The organism is Alphaproteobacteria bacterium, assembly GCA_016699735.1.
Taxonomy (GTDB): Bacteria; Pseudomonadota; Alphaproteobacteria; order Micavibrionales; family Micavibrionaceae; genus JAGNKE01.
Map to the genome: position 1 here is coordinate 514,109 of CP065008.1, position 18,196 is coordinate 532,304.

The 18,196-nt window shown below is 54.1% G+C and carries 15 protein-coding genes; 10 read left to right on the forward strand and 5 right to left on the reverse strand.

Going from position 1 to position 18,196, the window contains the following annotated elements:
* The first annotated feature begins 2 nt into the window (after nt 1–2).
* Nucleotides 3–698, forward strand: a complete 696-nt coding sequence (locus tag IPN28_02505; GenBank protein QQS57713.1) for a hypothetical protein — start codon at nt 3–5, stop codon at nt 696–698.
* Between the two features lie 249 nt (nt 699–947).
* Nucleotides 948–2,009 carry a hypothetical protein gene (locus IPN28_02510; protein QQS57714.1) on the forward strand — a complete coding sequence of 354 codons (1,062 nt, stop codon included), beginning with the start codon at nt 948–950 and terminating at the stop codon, nt 2,007–2,009.
* A 13-nt stretch (nt 2,010–2,022) separates the two neighbouring features.
* On the opposite strand, the gene clpA is transcribed toward IPN28_02510, so the two are convergent.
* Entirely contained in the window at nt 2,023–4,353 is a 2,331-nt protein-coding gene (gene clpA, locus IPN28_02515) for an ATP-dependent Clp protease ATP-binding subunit ClpA (GenBank protein ID QQS57715.1), read from the reverse strand.
* Nucleotides 4,354–4,539: 186 nt separating this feature from the next.
* Between clpA and IPN28_02520 the strand changes: the two genes are divergently transcribed.
* Nucleotides 4,540–6,867, forward strand: a complete 2,328-nt coding sequence (locus IPN28_02520) for a fused MFS/spermidine synthase (GenBank protein QQS57716.1) — start codon at nt 4,540–4,542, stop codon at nt 6,865–6,867.
* Nucleotides 6,868–6,977: 110 nt separating this feature from the next.
* A complete protein-coding gene (locus tag IPN28_02525; GenBank protein ID QQS57717.1) occupies nt 6,978–7,739 on the forward strand; it encodes a hypothetical protein in 762 nt (253 codons plus the stop codon).
* Nucleotides 7,740–7,764: 25 nt separating this feature from the next.
* Here the strand turns inward: IPN28_02525 and clpS are convergent, their stop codons facing one another.
* The gene (gene clpS, locus IPN28_02530) at nt 7,765–8,166 is read right to left on the reverse strand and encodes an ATP-dependent Clp protease adapter ClpS (protein ID QQS58513.1); all 402 of its coding nucleotides are present in this window, start codon (nt 8,164–8,166) and stop codon (nt 7,765–7,767) included.
* A 199-nt stretch (nt 8,167–8,365) separates the two neighbouring features.
* Between clpS and IPN28_02535 the strand changes: the two genes are divergently transcribed.
* On the forward strand, nt 8,366–8,890 hold the full coding sequence (locus tag IPN28_02535; GenBank protein QQS57718.1) for a hypothetical protein: 525 nt from the start codon (nt 8,366–8,368) through the stop codon (nt 8,888–8,890).
* Here IPN28_02535 and IPN28_02540 read toward each other — a convergent pair.
* Nucleotides 8,887–10,047, reverse strand: a complete 1,161-nt coding sequence (locus IPN28_02540) for a glycosyltransferase family 4 protein (GenBank protein QQS57719.1) — start codon at nt 10,045–10,047, stop codon at nt 8,887–8,889. The two genes, IPN28_02535 and IPN28_02540, sit on opposite strands and share 4 nt — an antisense overlap.
* 185 nt (nt 10,048–10,232) lie before the next feature.
* Here IPN28_02540 and IPN28_02545 point away from each other — a divergent pair, with 185 nt between their 5' ends.
* Both IPN28_02545 and IPN28_02550 read left to right on the forward strand, forming a co-directional pair.
* Nucleotides 10,233–11,144 carry a sulfotransferase gene (locus tag IPN28_02545; GenBank protein ID QQS57720.1) on the forward strand — a complete coding sequence of 304 codons (912 nt, stop codon included), beginning with the start codon at nt 10,233–10,235 and terminating at the stop codon, nt 11,142–11,144.
* A 1,012-nt stretch (nt 11,145–12,156) separates the two neighbouring features.
* Nucleotides 12,157–12,318 carry a hypothetical protein gene (locus tag IPN28_02550; protein ID QQS57721.1) on the forward strand — a complete coding sequence of 54 codons (162 nt, stop codon included), beginning with the start codon at nt 12,157–12,159 and terminating at the stop codon, nt 12,316–12,318.
* 5 nt (nt 12,319–12,323) lie between these two features.
* On the opposite strand, the gene IPN28_02555 is transcribed toward IPN28_02550, so the two are convergent.
* Nucleotides 12,324–12,872, reverse strand: coding sequence for a hypothetical protein (locus IPN28_02555; protein ID QQS57722.1), 549 nt, complete (start codon nt 12,870–12,872; stop codon nt 12,324–12,326).
* Nucleotides 12,873–13,248: 376 nt separating this feature from the next.
* On the opposite strand from IPN28_02555, the gene IPN28_02560 reads away from it, so the two are divergent.
* Complete coding sequence (locus IPN28_02560) at nt 13,249–15,447, forward strand: hypothetical protein (protein QQS57723.1); 2,199 nt, start codon at nt 13,249–13,251, stop codon at nt 15,445–15,447.
* A complete protein-coding gene (locus tag IPN28_02565) occupies nt 15,447–16,190 on the forward strand; it encodes a hypothetical protein (GenBank protein ID QQS57724.1) in 744 nt (247 codons plus the stop codon). Before IPN28_02560 ends, IPN28_02565 begins: the two co-directional genes overlap by 1 nt.
* Before the next feature lie 293 nt (nt 16,191–16,483).
* Here IPN28_02565 and IPN28_02570 read toward each other — a convergent pair whose 3' ends face one another.
* Nucleotides 16,484–16,633 carry a hypothetical protein gene (locus IPN28_02570; GenBank protein QQS57725.1) on the reverse strand — a complete coding sequence of 50 codons (150 nt, stop codon included), beginning with the start codon at nt 16,631–16,633 and terminating at the stop codon, nt 16,484–16,486.
* 40 nt (nt 16,634–16,673) lie between these two features.
* Here IPN28_02570 and IPN28_02575 point away from each other — a divergent pair, with 40 nt between their 5' ends.
* On the forward strand, nt 16,674–17,741 hold the full coding sequence (locus IPN28_02575) for a hypothetical protein (protein ID QQS57726.1): 1,068 nt from the start codon (nt 16,674–16,676) through the stop codon (nt 17,739–17,741).
* Nucleotides 17,742–18,196 lie beyond the last annotated feature (455 nt).

The window sequence follows — 18,196 nt, forward strand, 5'->3', positions numbered from 1 at the left end:
CCATGAAAAAAGTTTTTATAGTCGTGATTTATATTGTCACAGCCTCCCTTCTGATCCAGCAAGTGGCTGATCAAAACTTAATTTCAAAAGCTTATGCGAAGAGCGCAGAAACTCAAGCAGTAAGCGCAACCGAAGCTCATAAAGAAAACGCGCAAGAAAAAGAAGAAGCAGTCCTGGAGCAGCTCAAAACGCTGCTTTCAGAGGATTATTGCCCAAACAACGGAGCGGGGAACTGGGACTGGAACATCGAAAAAGCGGCTCCTGAGTGTTTGCTCGAACAGGCAAAAAAGATCAGACTCGCGGTTTTCGGGCCTTCCGAGTTTTCGGATGAGGAAGAACAGAAGCTTAGAAAGCTAATCGCTAGTGCAAGGGAAGCTCAGGCAAAGCTGAAGGAGGTTGGATGCAAACCGGGTGAAGTTAAAAAATGGACAGATAATGGTCAAGTCGATGCTCCCCCGGAGTGCATGCAGACAGAGGCACGTATTGCGCAAGAGCACAACCGAAAAAATGGCATGGGAGGGGGGAAAACCTTCATACAGGTCTATGTGTTGGATACAAAGCTTAGGCACTTGGAAGATATGGATAAGCTAAATTATATTCTCGCGCAGGTGCTGTACCAATATTCGTGTGATGCCGATATGCAGACTAGCGAAGATTGTGTCTCGAATTTTTACAACTCTATAAAAAGCAAATGGTGAGTTTTTATACAAGAGGCAACACTCATGACCTTAAGCGATCAATACCCGCTGGAAAACCCTAACCGACCCCCTCGCCGGACCAGCCCCGCCGCCCGATCCCCCGGAACAGACTTGAAAAAGGCGCACGATCCGTCCGATGGGTTCTAAAGGGGCAGATTTGACAATAATCCGCGTAATCATATACCATGCTATGGTATTGAAAATTAAAAAGATATTGCATCAGCAGGGGCAAGAGACCGGGAACTCCAGATGACGGAAGATTATCAAGCCAGAGATAGAAACCTTCCCGCCCGCTATGTGATCGGGCAGGATGCTGACGGCACCCCTCAAGGCTATGCCCTGTTTAATATAGGAGATTATAGAAATCTGGATCCGGCCCAGCAGGAAGCATACGTCAACGAACTTGTACGCTTTGCGACCGCAACAGGAGGAGCAGGGAATATAACGGATAAAATACGTGTTATTGCTGATGCCGCACTAAGCAACCCGAATTACGCCGGCAATCAAGGTTACGAACAATACCATTTTGCGGTGGTCAATACTGAATACTCTCTTGTCGATTTTTTGATAAAAGATACTGACTTTTCACGAGATTACAGGGATGTAAATACTGAAACCTTGAGGGATATATACTCCTTTGACTTCAGTGAAAGGCAAAACGAGGTATTTACAAATTGGCTGGCCCATCACGAAGGCTCCCATGCTCTAGGCCTCTCGGAAGCGGGGGCGGATTTTTTCGGGGCCGCAAAGGCGCTTCAGATTAATCCTGATGGTGCCGAAACCCTGCAATTCATCGCCGACACAAGGATGATGCACACTCTGTTCTTTGATCCTGTTAGACTGGGAGAAGACAGCGAGGGTTTTTTTCAAAATTATCGTTACGGTTATAAAACCTCTCAGGCGATAGAGCAGGTGCTCGATATGCCCGCAGAGCAACTCGCCTCCATGTCGGATCAGGATTTATTAAGGGAGGCCTCTTCTTTCGAAGCCCGTATGCAAAGTCTCACGAATGCGGGTGCTACGGAATTCGCCGTGCATCAGGCGCTGTGGAATTATAATCCCCAAAACTCTGAATATCCCGTGGGAACCGAAATCATGCGGAGCGGTGATATGAATGCGATCCGAAATTTAGCACAACGTGTCCTTGAAACCTCTGACTTTGTTGCAGGCTCGCATGAGGAACAGCTTCTGAAAGATTTTATCGGCACCATGAACCGCAGAACGGGAATCGAATGTCAGAACACAAGAGAGAATGAACTATCAGCCCCGGCAAATGATGTAAGCGTCCCACAACCGAACAGGTTCAGATAGCGCACCAACCCCCCTACTCAGGCAGCTTCTCGGCCTCGAGCCTCTTGGAGCTTTTCTTCAGCTTGGCCTTGAGCTTGGCCGCTTCCTTGTCGTCCTGATATTTGAACGTCAGAGCCTTCCCGTCGAAATCGATATAAACCAGCCCGCCTTTTTCCAGCTTCCCGAACAGGATTTCCTCGGCCAGCGGCCGCTTGACCTTCTCCTGAATGATCCGCGCCAGCGGCCGTGCCCCCATGGTCACGTCATAGCCCGTCTCGGCCAGATATTTCCGCGCCTCGTGCGACAACTCAATGGACACGTTCCGGTCCGCAAGCTGCGCCTCAAGCTGAATGATAAACTTATCGACCACCTTCTCGACCGTCGCGGGCATGAGGTTCTGGAACGGCACGATGGCATCCAGGCGGTTGCGGAACTCCGGCGAGAACATCTTGGTGATCGCCTCGTTCTCCGCGTAATCCATGCTGCCGACCTCGCGCCCGAACCCGATGGGCTTCCGCGCCATGTCCTGCGCCCCCGCGTTGGTGGTCATAATCAGAATAACGTTGCGGAAATCCACGCTCTTGCCGTTATTATCCGTCAGCTTCCCGTAATCCATGACCTGCAGCAAAATATTAAACAAATCCGGGTGCGCCTTCTCGATCTCATCCATCAGCAGGACGCAGTGCGGATGTTGATCCACCTTGTCGGTCAAAAGCCCGCCCTGATCGAACCCCACATATCCCGGCGGCGTTCCGATCAGGCGCGACACCGAATGCCGCTCCATATATTCCGACATATCGAACCGGATCAGCTCGACCCCCAGCGATTTCGCCAGCTGCCGTGCCACCTCGGTTTTTCCGACCCCCGTCGGGCCGGAGAACAAATAACATCCGATGGGCTTCTCCGCATCGCGCAACCCCGCCCGCGAAAGCTTGATCGCATTCGCCAGCGCCTCGATAGCCGGCTCCTGATCGAACACCATGGTCTTGAGATCGCGCTCCAGCGTCTGCAACGCCTCGCGGTCATTCTTGTTCAGCGTGGTGGAGGGGATGCGCGCAATCGCGGCCACGACCTCCTCGATATCCTTGACCCCGATGGTCTTCTTGCGCTCGCCTTCCGCCACCAGCATCTGCGCCGCGCCGACCTCGTCGATGATATCGATGGCTTTATCGGGCAGCTTCCGGTCGCCGATATATTTCGCCGACAGCTCCACGGCAGCCTGAATCGCTGTATTGGTGTACTTCACATTGTGATGCTCTTCGTAATAGGGCTTCAACCCCTTGAGAATCTTGACCGCATCCTCGATGCTCGGCTCATAAACGTCGATCTTCTGGAACCGCCGCACCAGTGCCCGGTCCTTCTCGAAATGGTTGCGGTACTCCTTATAGGTCGTGGACCCGATGCACCGCAGCCGCCCGCTCGAAAGCGCAGGCTTCAAAAGGTTTGAGGCATCCATCGCCCCGCCGCTCGTTGCCCCCGCGCCGATCACGGTATGAATCTCGTCGATAAACAGGATGGACTCATCGATATTCTCAAGCTCGGTCAGCACCGCCTTGATCCGCTCCTCGAAATCGCCGCGGTACCGCGTCCCGGCCAGCAGAGACCCCATATCCAGCGCGAAGATCACCGCATCATGCAACACGTCCGGCACCTGCTTCTCAACGATGCGCTTGGCCAGCCCTTCCGCAATCGCGGTTTTCCCCACGCCGGGGTCGCCGACATAAAGCGGGTTGTTCTTGGACCGGCGGCAGAGAATCTGGATCGTGCGTTCAACTTCCTTCTCCCGCCCGATCAGCGGGTCGATCCGCCCGCCCCGCGCCTTTTCATTCAGATTGATACAATACGCGTCCAGCGCCTCGCGCCCCGTCTTGGTCCCGTCTTTCGGCGGCTCTTCAACGCCCGTCGGCGTCTTGTCCGTCCGCGCCTGCGTCGGGACTTTGGCAATGCCGTGTGATATATAATTGACCGCGTCGAACCGCGTCATGTCGTTTTCCTGCAGGTAGAACACCGCATGGCTCTCCCGCTCGGAAAACATGGCCACCAGCACATTCGCGCCCGTCACTTCCTCGCGTCCCGAGGATTGCACATGGATGGCCGCCCTTTGCAAAACACGCTGGAACGTATTGGTCGGCTTGGCCTCCTCGGTCTCGAAATTCACCAGATAGCTGAGGTCCGTTTCTATATAATGCATGATCTTGGATTTCAGATCGTCCAGATCGACCCCGCACGACCGCAGGACGGCCATCGCATCCGGGTCGCTCGCCAGCGCATACAAAAGATGCTCCAGCGTCGCATACTCATGATGCTTCTCATTGGCGACAGCCAAAGCGCGGTGGAGGGTCTGTTCAAGATTGCGGGAGAGCATGGTTTCCGCCTTTTATATACCTAACCAACAAGTCTAACTGATTAAGTATACTGCAAAAAGCCTTTAGGAAAAAAGAATTCACTAAAAACAGCTTGAATTAGCATGGAAGAACCGATAGTCCTAGTTAAAATGCCCCGTAAACCTCTAGAATAAAAAGAAATAATGACCCAAGAGACACTTCATTCGATGAAACGCAAATCGTCCTCAATCTATCTGATGGTTTTTTTTTCAGGGCTGGCGGCACTGTCATGGACCGTGATCTGGCAGATAGAATCGTCTCTGGCTCTTGGAGTTTCAGCATGGGGAGCGGCCTTGACCTTGGCGGTGACTATGGGAGGAATGTGTATCGGTGCGCTGGCGGCGGGTTATGCGTTAAGAGCCAATGAACGGATTAATCCCTCCCGTGTCTATGGGGTTCTCGAAATACTTATCGGAATATCAGGTCTTTTTCTCATTCCTGCCCTTCAAATCGCTGAGAATATGGATACGTCCGCCTATCGCCAGATGGCCGGAAGCCATTACGGCGTTCACCTGATAGGCATAATTTTATCTATGGGATTTCCGGCTATATGCATGGGAGCAACAACTCCTGTGTTTGGCTTGATGGCTCGACAACACGGAACTTCAATCTCGGTACTTTACGGCTTGAATACGATTGGCGCAGCTTCAGGCTCTGTAATAGCGGCCTTCGCGATCATTCCTCTGCTGGGAGTACAGGCAACAGCAGCCCTGATCGCTGCTGTAAATCTGATGGTGGGTATATATGCGATAATGTGCTTTAGCGAAAAATTCGATTTGTCCCTGGGGTTCGTGGACATGAAATCTGCCCCAGCTCAAAAGAATATCCCAGGCAGTCACGAATATATGCTGGTTTTTTTAACCGGATTCGCGACCCTAGCCTTGGAGGTGGCGTGGTTTAGATCTTTTACAGCTACTTTTTGGAGTACGACGGCGGCGTTTTCAATCATGCTCTCCTCGGTCCTCATTTCCTTGGGGTGCGCGGCGCAACTGGTCCCTCTTTTAAAAAGAAAGGGCGTCAGTCTGGCGCTGTGCGTTTCTCTGGCCGGTATTGCTATTCTTCTGGCAACGCCTGTTGTAGAACGTTTTGATTGGCTGACGACTACGAACAGCAGAAAACCGGCAATTCTTTTTCTGAATTGGTTCTTTCTGACACTGTATATCACGGGACTTCCGATGCTCCTCTTGGGGCTTGGCTTACCCTGGGTTCTGGACAATCAGACATCCACGCGTCGTTGGGGGACTCTCTACGGCGTGAATACTTTGGCGGCTGTTCTGGGTTCGATAACGGCGGGATGGATTCTTCTCCCCACCATCGGCTTTGCAAGGACGTCTTGGCTGATAGGTGCAGCTGTGACAATTTTAGGAATCCTGATCCTTCACAACTCGGCAAAAACAAGGATCAGGATTTTTCTTGTAGCTGCAGCTGCTTTGTCTTTGGCGGTGGTATTTGAATCCGGCGTGGGGAGGACAAGGATTCAATCACATCTTAAGCAAACTCCCGATAACACGATTTCAATTTTGTCCAGTCACGAAGGGCCGGACGCAACCGTATCCGTAATTGAGTTTTCCAAAAATAAGGAAAGAGCCCTCGTCATCGACGGATTCGTTGCGACTTCGCAGATGTCGGAAGGGAAAGAATCAACTCTTATGACCCAATACATGCTCTGGATGGGGCATCTGCCCATGCTATTGCATCCCGACCCCAAAAAGGCTTTGGTTATCTGTTTTGGCACCGGCCAGACGGCCAACGCTCTGCGCCGCGAAAATCCGCAGGCTTTGACCATAGTGGATATCAATAGAAATGTTTTTAATATGGCCCCTCTTTTTTCGAGTAATCAGGGCATTTTGGAAGATAAAAGAGTAACCCCGGTGGTGATGGATGGTCGGGCGTTTTTGCGCCGGACGCAGGATATATACGACGTCATCACATTGGAGCCGATGCCACCGACATTCGCTGGCGTCAACGCCCTCTATTCGAAGGAGTTTTATATTACGGCGAGGAAAAAAATGTCCCCGCAGGGCGTGATCGCACAGTGGTTACCCTTTCACCTTCTCTCTCCTTACCACACGGCCTCCATCTCAAGAACCTTTAACGAGGTTTTTCCGAATTCGGTCCTCTGGATCGACCCGCAATCAATGACCGGAATTCTTCTCGGCTCGAACGATGACAAAGCGACGTTGGGCGAAAACTTTCCCGGCTTTGAAAGAAATAAAATGGAAAGGCTTTTACCGGACGAAAAGGTCAAAAAATCAGTTTATCTGAAAAAAGAGGCTTTAAAAGCCTACGGCGAACAGGGCGGGGATATGGTCACGGACGACAACCAGCTGCTGGCCTACGGCTCGGCCAATTTTAGCACGCACGGAAACACAATGGAAATTACGAAGGAAAACTATGACAGCCTCAAGGCCTTTAAGGCTTCCTTTTACAAGACACAAGACGCAGCAGGGGATGGCGCTGACAAAAATGAACCGCCTCTCGCTTCTTCTCCATAATCGAAAGAAACACTGCTTTGATACGCCTATTCCTTGCCTTTAGTCTGCTTCTTTTCACGTTCCCGGCTCAAGCGGCGGAGAAAATCACGGCCGCTCCGGTGCAGACCCGTATGTCTCAGGACGTTGCGGCCGGAAAGCCGCTGGTCGCCCACGTCATCGTCGCCTTATGCGACAACAAATATCAGGGGATAGTGCCCGTCCCGGCGCATCTCGGCGATGGGGACGACCCGCGCTCGAACCTCTATTGGGGCGCTATGTTCGGCCTGAGGACGTATTTCTCGCGCATGGATGGCTGGTCAGAGGTCGAGATAACCGGACCACAGGATGAAGCCGTCCTTGACCGCGTAGCGTTCAAAGCGACCTTGAAACGGGACGGGAAGTCCGTCGATGCGATCGTCATTGCGGAAGCTTGGCGGGGAAGGCAAATCAAGGCGGCCACTGCGCGTTTTTTAACACTGTCGGGAGGTGAGTCCGCAGAAAAATACATAATCGGTTCCAGCGAAGACAAACACGAAATTGAGGCAGGCGGCGCTTCTCATTTGATCGCTTATATTGGGCACAACGGACTCATGGATTTCGCCCCGCCCCCTGTATCAGAACCTCAGGCAAACGCTGCTCCGCGCTCCTCCATGATCTTGGCGTGTTATAGCCGCAACTACTTCGCGGAACTTCTCCTAATCCGGCAAGCGCACATCTTGCTGACGACAAACGGCTTTATGGCCCCGGAGGCTTACACGCTGGAGGCGGCTGTTTCGTCTTGGTTTTCCGGGGGTTCGTCTGAAGAAACGCGCAACGCGGCGGGTGACTCTTACGCAAAATTCCAGAAGGCGAACCGGAAATGGTCGCGCAAATTGTTCGCAGCGGACCCTTAAGGGAAAGGGCCGCAATCCACACCCCTCACTCCTTCTCCATCGTGCACTGCAAGGGCTGCTCATTGGCCCGGGCGAAATCCATGACCTGCGCCACTTTCGTTTCGGCGACCTCAAACGTGAACACGCCGCACACGCCCACCCCGCGCCGATGGACCGTGAGCATGATATCCGTGGCCTCCTGCCGGCTCTTGTTGAAAAACCGCTCCAGCACATGGACCACGAACTCCATCGGCGTGTAATCGTCGTTCAGCAGCAGGACTTTATACATCGAGGGCTTCTTGGTCTTCGGTCGTGTCTTCAGGATAATGCTGGTGTCCGGCTGCCCGTTGTCCGGCCCGCGTCCCGGCGCGTTCCCGTCATCGTCGGAAAGCCGGATAATCCCCCGGATAACCTTCTGCTTGAAGCCGTATCGTTCGGCGGAGTGCATCGAAAAAATCTCCATGAACCTGAAACCCGCGAACCAAAAAACCCGAGTCCCTGAAAAAGAACCAGCGGATAATATATTATCGCACGGATTCTTTTCCAGCTAAAAAATGGCCTTCGGCGTCAGCAAGACCCGAAAATACCATTGGCCAAACCCTTGTTTTTATTATAAATACGCTCACGGAAAGAAAAGGAAACCCCTAATGTCGCAAGACGCTCAGCAGAAAAAATGGGAAGCCATGTTGCGCGGCCAGGTGATCGGCGCCACCGTCAACAAATTCGCCATCATCTTGCGGATGATCGACCAGAAGGCGCAGGTCATGATCTTCCTGAATTCCATCCTGATCCCCGTCTGCATCCGGGCGATCGAGGAGGGCGCCTTCGTCGAGGCCTCGAAAATCTCGATCACTGCGGCGGTGCTCAGCATCCTCTCCGCCATGATCTGCATCTACCCGAAGCGCAAATACCGCAAATCCGGCGACCGCCGTCTCAACCTCCTGCATTTCAACGATATCGGCCATTTGGCGGAGGAGGATTATCTGGACAGAATCTCGCAAGTCTTGAACGATCCCGCAAAACTCTCAGCGACCGCCGCCTATGATCTCTACGATACCGCCCGCTTTTCCATCATCCCGAAATTTTTCTGGCTGAAGATTTCCTACGCGACTTTTACGATTGGCAACTTGCTCGCCATCGTCGTGGCCCTGTACGGTATGAAAATCGCTTAAGCGGCCTTGTTCCCGACCACGGACGTCCGCCGCCCGGACGCGAAATCCAGCACGATCTCAACCCGCTTTTCCCATGTGAAGTTTTTCTTCAGGTCCGCGAACGCGCTCTCGGAAAGTTTCTGGCGCAGCGCCGGATCGTTTTTGAGCCGAGAGATGGCCTCGATCCACGCGATCGGATCGCCCGGGGGCACCAGCAACGCGTTCTGCTCGTTCGTCAAAAACGCCCGCAGGATCGGCAGGCTCGAGGCGACGATCGGCTTCTGCGCCGCCATATATTCGAACACCTTCATCGGCGAAATCCAGCGCGAGATATTTTTCCCTGACTTGATCAGCGCCTCATGCTGATAAGGCGCAAGAACGATATCAAAGGCTTTCAGGTAACTGGCAACATCGGAGTGAGGCTGATGCCCATAGAAAATTACATTCTCCGGAGGCTTGCCTTTTTTGTATTTGGCGATCTCCTCCTTGGAGCCACCCACGATGTGGAAATCGCAATCGGGCAGCTGCGGTGCCAGCTTCAGGATCATCGAAATCCCCTTGCCCTGATGCATGGTTCCCGCATAACCCACGCGGAAGGCCTTTTCACGCCCCTTCAGCGTCTGCGCGGGCGCGGCGGTGCCGGAGATGTTATGCGGAACCTCCGCTGCGTCGTGCGCCACAAAAATCTGCTCGGACCGCAAGGTGGGATATTTCTTGAGCAGATCCTGCTTCAGTGGGTCCGAAAGCGCCACGATCCCCGAAAATCCGGGTTTTTTAATAATGCGCGCAATCGCCGCGGACTGCGATTTGTTCTGCGGCATTTGCGAGGCTTCGAACACGATGGTCGAACGCGGCGGGGCAAAAAGCGCGATCGCGATGGGATCGCGCCCGAACACCATGTCCGGCTCACCCATCGCCTTGATCTTCTCCGAGATATGCCGCATCCGCTTGTACCCGGACAGCACGGGGATATTGACGTCATGAGAAAGCGAAAGCTTGAAGCAACCGCTCACGTCATAGCTCTTGAAAATCTTGTCGTGATCAAGCCGCGGGTTGCCCATGGCGAACAGCGTGACATCATGCCCGGCCTTGCCGAACGCCTCGCACATCTTCATGACATGGACCGAGCGGGACTCGGGCGAGGGGAACGACGCCCCGGAAAAATAATAAATTCTCATGGTTTCAAACCCTTAAACACAAACAGGGCGTACACCCGCCTCCGCTTTTTTGCAAGAAAATTCGCCCTCTGAAACAACCATACGCCCCCAGCCCCGTCAAAGAATTTCTCGGAGGCCGAATAGATTATTCTGGATTATTCAGGTCTTGCGCCGATCAGACGGTGGAATTTTCCGCTCCGCAGCGTATGATAACAACTGCGGTCGGTCAGTGCCGCGTAATTGTCCATGTCCGCAGCATTTTCGAACCCCCTATGTCCTTGTCCGTCCTGAAATCGATCCGCAGCCCCGAAAAAATCCCCCATGTGAACAAGGTTCTCGCGGGCTGCCTCTCCGCACCCGCTTCGTGGGAAATCGAGCAGATTAAAGCCTTGGCCATTCTCATCGGCGGCCAGTGGAGCGGCGGCACCCTCATCGGCGCGATGCTCGACGCCCACCCCGATATCGTGATTGCCACCGAATTCAACTTGCTCCAGCAATTCAAAAACGGCCTTTCCCTCAAACAGGCCGCCCGCCTCATGCTCTTCAACGCCCGGATGTTTGTCCGCAACGGCGCCCGCTGGACCGGCTATAAATATGACATCCCCGGCCAGTATCAGGGCCGCTACCGGACCCTCAAAATCATCGGCGACAAGAAGGCCCAATCCTCGGCGCAGCTTCTCTATGCGAATATCGGCCTGATCGGGGAGTTGCAGGAAAAATACGGCCGCCCCGTCCGCCTCATCCACGCCGTCCGCAACCCCTACGACACGCTGGCCATGATGGTCCTCAAGCAAGGGGTCTCGATGGATCAGGCCTTGGAATCCTTCGAAAAAATCTGCGACGGCGCCGCCTTCGCCTACCGCCGCTATCCGGGGCAGGTGCTCCTGATCCGGCAGGAGGATCTGAAGAAGGAACCGCGCCACACCATCCGCCGCCTGATGGCCTTTCTGGAGACCGAATGTATGGACGACTACGTCAAGGCCTGCGCCGCCAAAATCTACGCCGAACCCAGCCGCCCGCGCTTGTCCGTCCAATGGACCCAGGCCCAGCGCAGCCGCATCGACGACCTCATCGACCGCCACGAATTCCTGAACGGCTACGCCTTCGACGAACGCTGACTGTTTTCCCTCTCCCCACCTCCTATGTCATCCCCGCGCACGCGGGGATCCAGAAAATGGACAACATAGAACACGGGAAGAAAGAGGACGTCCGCATTTTTTCCCTCTCCCCGTTTGCGGGGAAAGGGATCAAGGGACAGGGGCATGAAAACACTGCAAACTACCTCCTCCCTTGTGATTCCCGTTTTTTATTGCATCCCCGTCCCCCTCTTGTTATCCCCCGCGCCCCCTTTGTCATCCCCGCGAAAGCGGGGATGCAGTAAAAAACTGTGAAGAACACAGGAACAGACAAAGATTTCCGCACCGTCGATCTCTGTCTTCCTCTGTCTATCTCTGTAGTTTTTTATAAGGTGGATTCCGGCCTCCGCCGGAATGACAGCAAACCAACCCCCCGTCACCCCGGCGCAGGCCGGGGTCCACGATGAAGCATTGACCGAAACGACACGATGTAGCGCCGCCCGCGTTGTGCTCGCCGTGGCCGTTGTGTTTTAAAAACCCTTCGCGTCTTCGCGATTCAAATGAACCCTTCACGTTCGTAGCCTTGAATCGCAAAGCCGCAAAGCATTCGCGCCCCTCTTTGTCATGCCCGCGCAAGCGGGCATCGAGTAAAGAAGCGAAGCAACACAGGAACAGACAAAGATTTCCGCACCGTCGGTCTCTGTCTTCCTCTGTTTGTCTCTGTAGTTATTCTAAAAATGGATTCCGACCTGCGCTGGAATGACGGACCACCCAACGTCACCCCGGCGCAGGCCGGGGTCCACGATGAAGCGCCGCCCGCGTCGTGATCGTTGTGGCCGTTGTGTTTTAAAAACCCCTCCGCGTCTTCGCGATTCAAATGAACCCTTCACGTTCGTAGCCTTGAATCGCAAAGCCGCAAAGCATTCGCGCCCCTCTTTGTCATGCCCGCGCAAGCGGGCATCGAGTAAAGAAGCGAAGCAACACAGGAACAGACAAAGATTTCCGCACCGTCGGTCTCTGTCTTCCTCTGTTTGTCTCTGTAGTTATTCTAAAAATGGATTCCGACCTGCGCTGGAATGACGGACCACCCAACGTCACCCCGGCGCAGGCCGGGGTCCACGGCCAAGCCTTCACCGAAAGGACAGGTTTAAGCACCGCCCGCGTCATGCCCGCCGTGCCCCCTGTGTTTCAAAAAAATCCCTTACCGTCTTCGTGATTCCTTCAGGATACAGGACCGGAAACCCTGACTCTCTCGGCTCCTTTAATCAGGATATAGACTTGCGTGACGACGACTCCCACGGGAAAGAGGACCGTAAATAAAACGGCGAAAACAACCCGATTATAGGCGCTGTGGAAAGCTTGGAATAAAAGAAACAAGAACATAAAATATGTATGAATGAATAGAAAATAAGTGAGATAGAAGACAGGCTGAAACATAATTGCGCTTCCGCCAAATAAGACAGTAAGTAAAAAAATCAGAAAAGGGCAAAGCAGGGCGAGGATACTAAGACTTTGAAACACTCTGCCATGCTTTTTCCCGATAGAAAGCTCGGTAAAATACGCCCAGACGAGCAAGGCGTACAACATGAAAAAATTCAAAAAAATTTGATTGATTGCGCCGTCCGAAACGGAATACCAGGGGAATTCTAGGGTCGAAAACGTATTTTGTTTTGGTAAGAAAGCGGCGGGGTTTAGAGTATCGACAACAAAAGGAGCCGCACAGAAAGCGAAAACCAGAAGCGTGGTAAAAAATTTTAGAAAACGATCCATCTTGCCTTGAAATTGCTCCGCACTCTGGAAGGGCTGAGGACAGAATATCATAAAAATAACGACAGAAAACGCAAAGACAAACGGAGATTTCTGCCCGTATGGTCTCTGTTTCCCTCTGTCTGTCTCTGTAGTTATTTAGAGAGGTTCCTGCTTTCGCAGGAATGACAAGATGAAGCGCAGACCACGTTGTACCCGTAATGCCCGCTGTGTTTCAAAAAGCCTCTGCGCCCTCTGCGTCTCTGCGGTTAAGCCCCCGCAGTTAAAAATATTCCTTGCATTCTTCAAAAAATAGACTTATATTCCTATCATAAGGGCCACGACTCCGTCCGCCCCGATCCCCTCACATAAAGACACTCTATTATTAAGGAGAGCCCTGATGCTGATCCGTTTAGGCCGCATGATGAATGTTGGCGGCCAGATTTCCGTTCCCGTTATCGACCCCGTCATCACCGACACGCTGGACTTCCTCGGCCCGTCCATGCCGTCCCCCTTCCAGTATTTCCGTTCCGACACCGTGGCGACCTACCGCGACTCCACCCCCAAATGGGTCAAATCCGCCGCCGCGAACGAACCGCGCTTCGACCATGACGCATCCGGCAACCCACTCGGCCTGCTCATGGAACCCACCCGCACCAACAAGACCACCCAGCGCAACTTCGCGCCGACCGATACCACGGGCATCACGATCATCTCCGGCACCGTCACCGCCTCGGCGGTCGATTACGCCCCCGTCTCCGCCGCCGCCATCGACGGCGTCTCCATATCCGGCCTCACCAACGGCAAGGCCATCCGTCTCGAAAACACCGGCGCAGGCAGCGCCGTGATCCAGCTCTCTGAACAGGCGGGCAACACCAACACCCATGCCTACCGTATTCTCGTCGCGGGTTCAGCAGGCGGCGGCGCCAGCCACGGCAACGTCGCACTGTCCGACGGCACGGGCATCACGAACTTCACGCCCTCCGCCGCCGATACGTTTTACGAACTCACCCGCGACAATGTGGTTGTCGGCAATTCCATCCGCTACCTGCGCTGGTCCCTCCCGGCGGGCCGGATCATCTACATCCTCGGCACCCAGTTCGAGGAGGGGGAATACGTAACCTCCCCCATCGTCACCGACGCCGCCACCGCCACTCGCGCCCACAACCGGATATTGCTGACCACGATCGCCAGCCTTGCTGCGTGGAACGAAACCGAAGGCGCAATCGTCGGCGAATTCACGCCAAGGCGCGATGGGCGCGACACGCTCACCTCCGACCAGTTTTTCCTCATTGCCTCGAACGGCACCGGAGTCAATGACGCCTTCGGCGTCAACATGATCACGCCCAGAGGAAAAGGCCGCGCCCGCGTCGCCGCCGCAGCCACCCAGTTCGCCAACAACGACATCGACGGCGGCTTCGTGCGCGGCAAAATCTACCCGGCGGGAATCTCCTGGCAGAACGGCGTGACCGCGAAGGCCTTCGTCGGGGCAGGGGTCTTTGAAAACTACACGATGTCCGCCCCGGCCACCGGCTTCACCCGGATGTATGTCGGCGGCCGCGACACGGGCAACTCTCTCGTCGGCCACGTCCGCAGGGTGAAAATCTACAACCTCTCACGCACCCTCGCGCAAATGCTCAGCGGCTGGATCACCACGAACGACCGCGCCATCGCCTTCGCGGGCCAATCCAACAGCGTCGGCTATTTCAGTCAGCAGACCAACAGCACGAACGGCGGCGAACGCGCGATGCAGCCCATACTGGATACAATCTGGAACGCAGGGACCAGAAACTGGCTGATTAACGGCGGCACCAACGGCACCAGCATCGCCGAATGGACCGCTCCGTCCGGCACCGCTATCGCACGCTGGAAGGAAATCATCGGCGCCTTCATGGAGGCGGGCGGGCAGCTCAAGGCCATCGTCTGGGATCAGGGCGAAGCCAATAACGGCGACAGCGTCTCCGCCCTCAAATCCGGCTGGCTGGCGGTCTTTAACGATATGCGCGCCTTCCTGGCCGCGAAGGGCGGCACAGGCAACGAACCCGTCATCATCATCCCCATCGGCCGCCGCACCGACAGCGACCACGATTACCGCAACCTCCGCGAAGCGCAAAAGCAGCTCGATGAGGAAAACGCATGGATTCACCGCGCCCCGGAAAAATTTCCCCGCGACCTCGCCGACGGCATCCACCTCACCGATCCCGCCTACGCCCTGCACGGCCCGCACGTCGTGCGAAAGGTTCTGAAGGTGCTGGGGGAGACAATCTCCGGCGGCGTGGACGGCCCGCGCATCACCAATGCCGTGCGCTCGGGAACAACGGTGACCGTGACCATCGCCCACGACGGCGGCACCGACTTCACCCCAACGACAGGCATCGAGGGTTTCACCGTTCTGGACGGCGGCACGCCCATAACAATAACAGGCGCCGTCCGCACCAACGCAACCACGATCACCCTGACTCTGGCCTCCGCCCCGTCCGGCGTGGCGGAGCTTTACTACGGCTACCGCGCCCTCTTTGGCGTGAACCCGGCCAACCTCGTGGTGGACAACGAAGCCACTTACCCCAAACCCCTCAGTTATTACGTTCAGGTGCTCTAATGCAGATAATATTATCAAAGGAAGAACAGGATACTTTTGCAACCCTCCTGAAGGACATCGCCGACATGAAAAGCGGCCTTGCCGAAATCCGCGCCCTCCTGCAGAACAACACAAACCCGCCGGACATAATCTGGCCCTACGGCAACTGGGAAAATTGTAAATACACCTTCCCCGACGCCTCGGAACGTCCCGCGCCAGATATCCGCAAAACCGATTTTGAAAATCCCTACATCAAATTCGCCCCGGACGGGTCCATCGGCTTCGATCTGCCCGAAGGCATGGACTTCACCCCCACCCCGAACGCGAAATATCCGCGCATCGAACGCCGCGAATACAAAAGAATTGCGGCAAAGACGAACTTCACGAAGGGCGACATCATCACCCGCGGCTTTGTCGTCATCTTCCACAAACTGAATCTCGGCGTGGCCGATGTGGTGTGGACGCAAATGCACGGAGAGAAAGACCCGTATTACAAGGTCGTAGCGGGCAAGAACGGCATCCGTGTGCAATGCAAGACGAAGGAGGCTCTCAGCGGCGATGATAGCGTCCGGCAACTTTTGCCGCACACGGAACTCGAATACGAACGCCCTTATCGTTTTGTGTCCGCATTCGACGGCGCGACCCTTAACATCGCCCTCGACGGAAATATGTTCACCATCCCCTTCGCCCGCACGGACGGCTACTACCCGAAGGACGGCGCCTACGGCCCCCCCGGCGCCAGCCTGACCCACAAACCCGCCTGACCTTTTCCCTCTCCCCATTTATGGGGAGAGGGACCAAGGGAGAGGGGCAAAAAAGACCTGACATAGATCATTTGACTCAGACAGAAATGAGAACTCCGCCCGCTTCGCGCCTTCGCGATTCAAATGAACCCTTCGCGCTTGTGGCCTTGAATCACAAAGCCGCGAAGACTCAAAATTTTCCGCGCCATCGGTCTCTGTTTTCCTCTGTCTGTCTCTGTAGTTTTAAAGATTCCCAACGTCCGCAGGAAGGACAAGGGATTCAAAAAAACTCTGCGCCCTCTGCGTCTCTGCGGTTAAAAAATATAGATTCCGGCTTCCGCCGGAAGGACGGAACGCACCCATCCGTCACCCCGGCGCAGGCCGGGGTCCACGATGAAGCATTGACCGAAAGGACTCGACGAAACGCCGCCCGCGTTGTGGTCGCCGTGCTCGTTGTGTTTCATTTTTCTGGCCCATCGCGGAAGGAGAGACTAAACTCTGCCCATGAGATTCCTCCTGCTCCTCCTCGCCGCCCTGACCCTCTCCGCCCCGCCCGCATGGGCCATGCAATGCGACGAGGAAGCGTTTTCAGAAGAAAACAGCAGAGAAAACATCGAAACCGCCGACTACATTTTCAGCGGAAAAGTTATTGAAGTTTCTCCGCCTCCCTATTTAGGCGAGAACCTTCCCGAAGAGTTAACGGGACTCTACCCGCCGCCGGGAAACCCGTATGTCATTAAAATAATTTATAAAATCGAAAAGCTCTACAAGGGAAAAGAAGGAACAGACACAATAACAATTTATGATGGTCTGACTGGGTTTTTTCTCAAAAATGACCCACAGGAAATGAAAAAAATAATAAAGCGTTACCCGGACCTCATAAATGAAAGCGAAAGAAAAATTTTCTATGCGTACAATTTCGGCGAAATGTGGCCTATAAATCCTGCAAAAGAACCTTTCTACACCATTCCTATGCTTTGTTTTCACGTGGATGAAAAACATGAAGCGCAAATAAAAAACGGCACATATAAATTTCCAGAAAAAGCCGAAAAACAAACGATTTACGAACCTGAAAAAACACAAGAAGACGAAAAATTCGAGAACCTTGAAAACCTGAAATCATGGAGTCAAAAAAACCACCCGAAAGCCGAAATAAAAACGATTAATTTCAAAGGCGAGCAAGTAATCTCAATATACGAATACGATCCCGGTCCGATTGAAGGTTACGAAGGTCAGGACGTTCAACAGTATTTTTTAGCCCTCTATCATCAGCAAAAGAACGGTTCCTATAAAAGGATAGGGGAGTACGACGGAACAATAAAAACAGCAGGGGCATCGTTAGCCGTCGAAGGCGATATCTTAAGAATGACGGCCGATGACAGGGGAAAGAAACAATACGTCGATTATGCCATCACCGACCTCCTCGGCCAGTCCTGCCAGAAGGATGAACACTGCCTCGACGGCTACTACTGCCTGAAGAACGACTATTTCAAACCGCGTGGCCTGTGCTCCCCCTGCGCGGATTCGGACCCCGCCACCCCGCCCGCCACCTGCAAGGTAAATAAGCCTTAAGCCGTTTAAAGCATCCCCGCGCACGCGGGGATCCAATAAAAATACCGGAGAAAGCTTATAGGCGCAGACGCACGACTAGGCTTAGGCCGCTTCGCGCCTTCGCGATTCAAATGAACCTTCGAGTTTGCAGCCTTGAATCGCAAAGACGCGAAGACTCAAAGATTCCCGCACTTAAAGTCTCTGTCTTTCTCAGTTTATCTTTGTATTTTTAAACAGATTCCTGCTTTCGCAGGAATGACAGTTCCTTTATTGAAACTCTGCGCCTCTGCGGCAAAAAATGGATTCCGGCCTCCGCCGGAATGACAACAGAATCACCGTCCGCGTTGTGTTCGCCGTGCTCGTTGTGTTTCAAAAAACCCTTCGCGTCTTAGCGATTCAAATGAAACCTTCGCGCTTGTGGCTATGAATCGCAAAGCCGCGAAGACTCAAAGCCTCCCGCGCACATTGTCATGCCC

Excerpts from the sequence above, each read along its gene's own strand:
- IPN28_02510 (QQS57714.1), top strand. The coding sequence starts at position 948 with ATGACGGAAGATTATCAAGCCAGAGATAGAAACCTTCCCGCCCGCTAT.
- IPN28_02555 (QQS57722.1), bottom strand. The coding sequence starts at position 12,872 with ATGGATCGTTTTCTAAAATTTTTTACCACGCTTCTGGTTTTCGCTTTC.
- clpA (QQS57715.1), bottom strand. The coding sequence starts at position 4,353 with ATGCTCTCCCGCAATCTTGAACAGACCCTCCACCGCGCTTTGGCTGTC.
- IPN28_02535 (QQS57718.1), top strand. The coding sequence starts at position 8,366 with ATGTCGCAAGACGCTCAGCAGAAAAAATGGGAAGCCATGTTGCGCGGC.
- IPN28_02565 (QQS57724.1), top strand. The coding sequence starts at position 15,447 with ATGCAGATAATATTATCAAAGGAAGAACAGGATACTTTTGCAACCCTC.
- IPN28_02575 (QQS57726.1), top strand. The coding sequence starts at position 16,674 with ATGAGATTCCTCCTGCTCCTCCTCGCCGCCCTGACCCTCTCCGCCCCG.
- IPN28_02520 (QQS57716.1), top strand. The coding sequence starts at position 4,540 with ATGAAACGCAAATCGTCCTCAATCTATCTGATGGTTTTTTTTTCAGGG.
- IPN28_02545 (QQS57720.1), top strand. The coding sequence starts at position 10,233 with ATGATAACAACTGCGGTCGGTCAGTGCCGCGTAATTGTCCATGTCCGC.
- IPN28_02505 (QQS57713.1), top strand. The coding sequence starts at position 3 with ATGAAAAAAGTTTTTATAGTCGTGATTTATATTGTCACAGCCTCCCTT.
- clpS (QQS58513.1), bottom strand. The coding sequence starts at position 8,166 with ATGCACTCCGCCGAACGATACGGCTTCAAGCAGAAGGTTATCCGGGGG.
- IPN28_02525 (QQS57717.1), top strand. The coding sequence starts at position 6,978 with ATGTCTCAGGACGTTGCGGCCGGAAAGCCGCTGGTCGCCCACGTCATC.
- IPN28_02550 (QQS57721.1), top strand. The coding sequence starts at position 12,157 with ATGGATTCCGACCTGCGCTGGAATGACGGACCACCCAACGTCACCCCG.
- IPN28_02560 (QQS57723.1), top strand. The coding sequence starts at position 13,249 with ATGCTGATCCGTTTAGGCCGCATGATGAATGTTGGCGGCCAGATTTCC.
- IPN28_02570 (QQS57725.1), bottom strand. The coding sequence starts at position 16,633 with ATGAAACACAACGAGCACGGCGACCACAACGCGGGCGGCGTTTCGTCG.
- IPN28_02540 (QQS57719.1), bottom strand. The coding sequence starts at position 10,047 with ATGAGAATTTATTATTTTTCCGGGGCGTCGTTCCCCTCGCCCGAGTCC.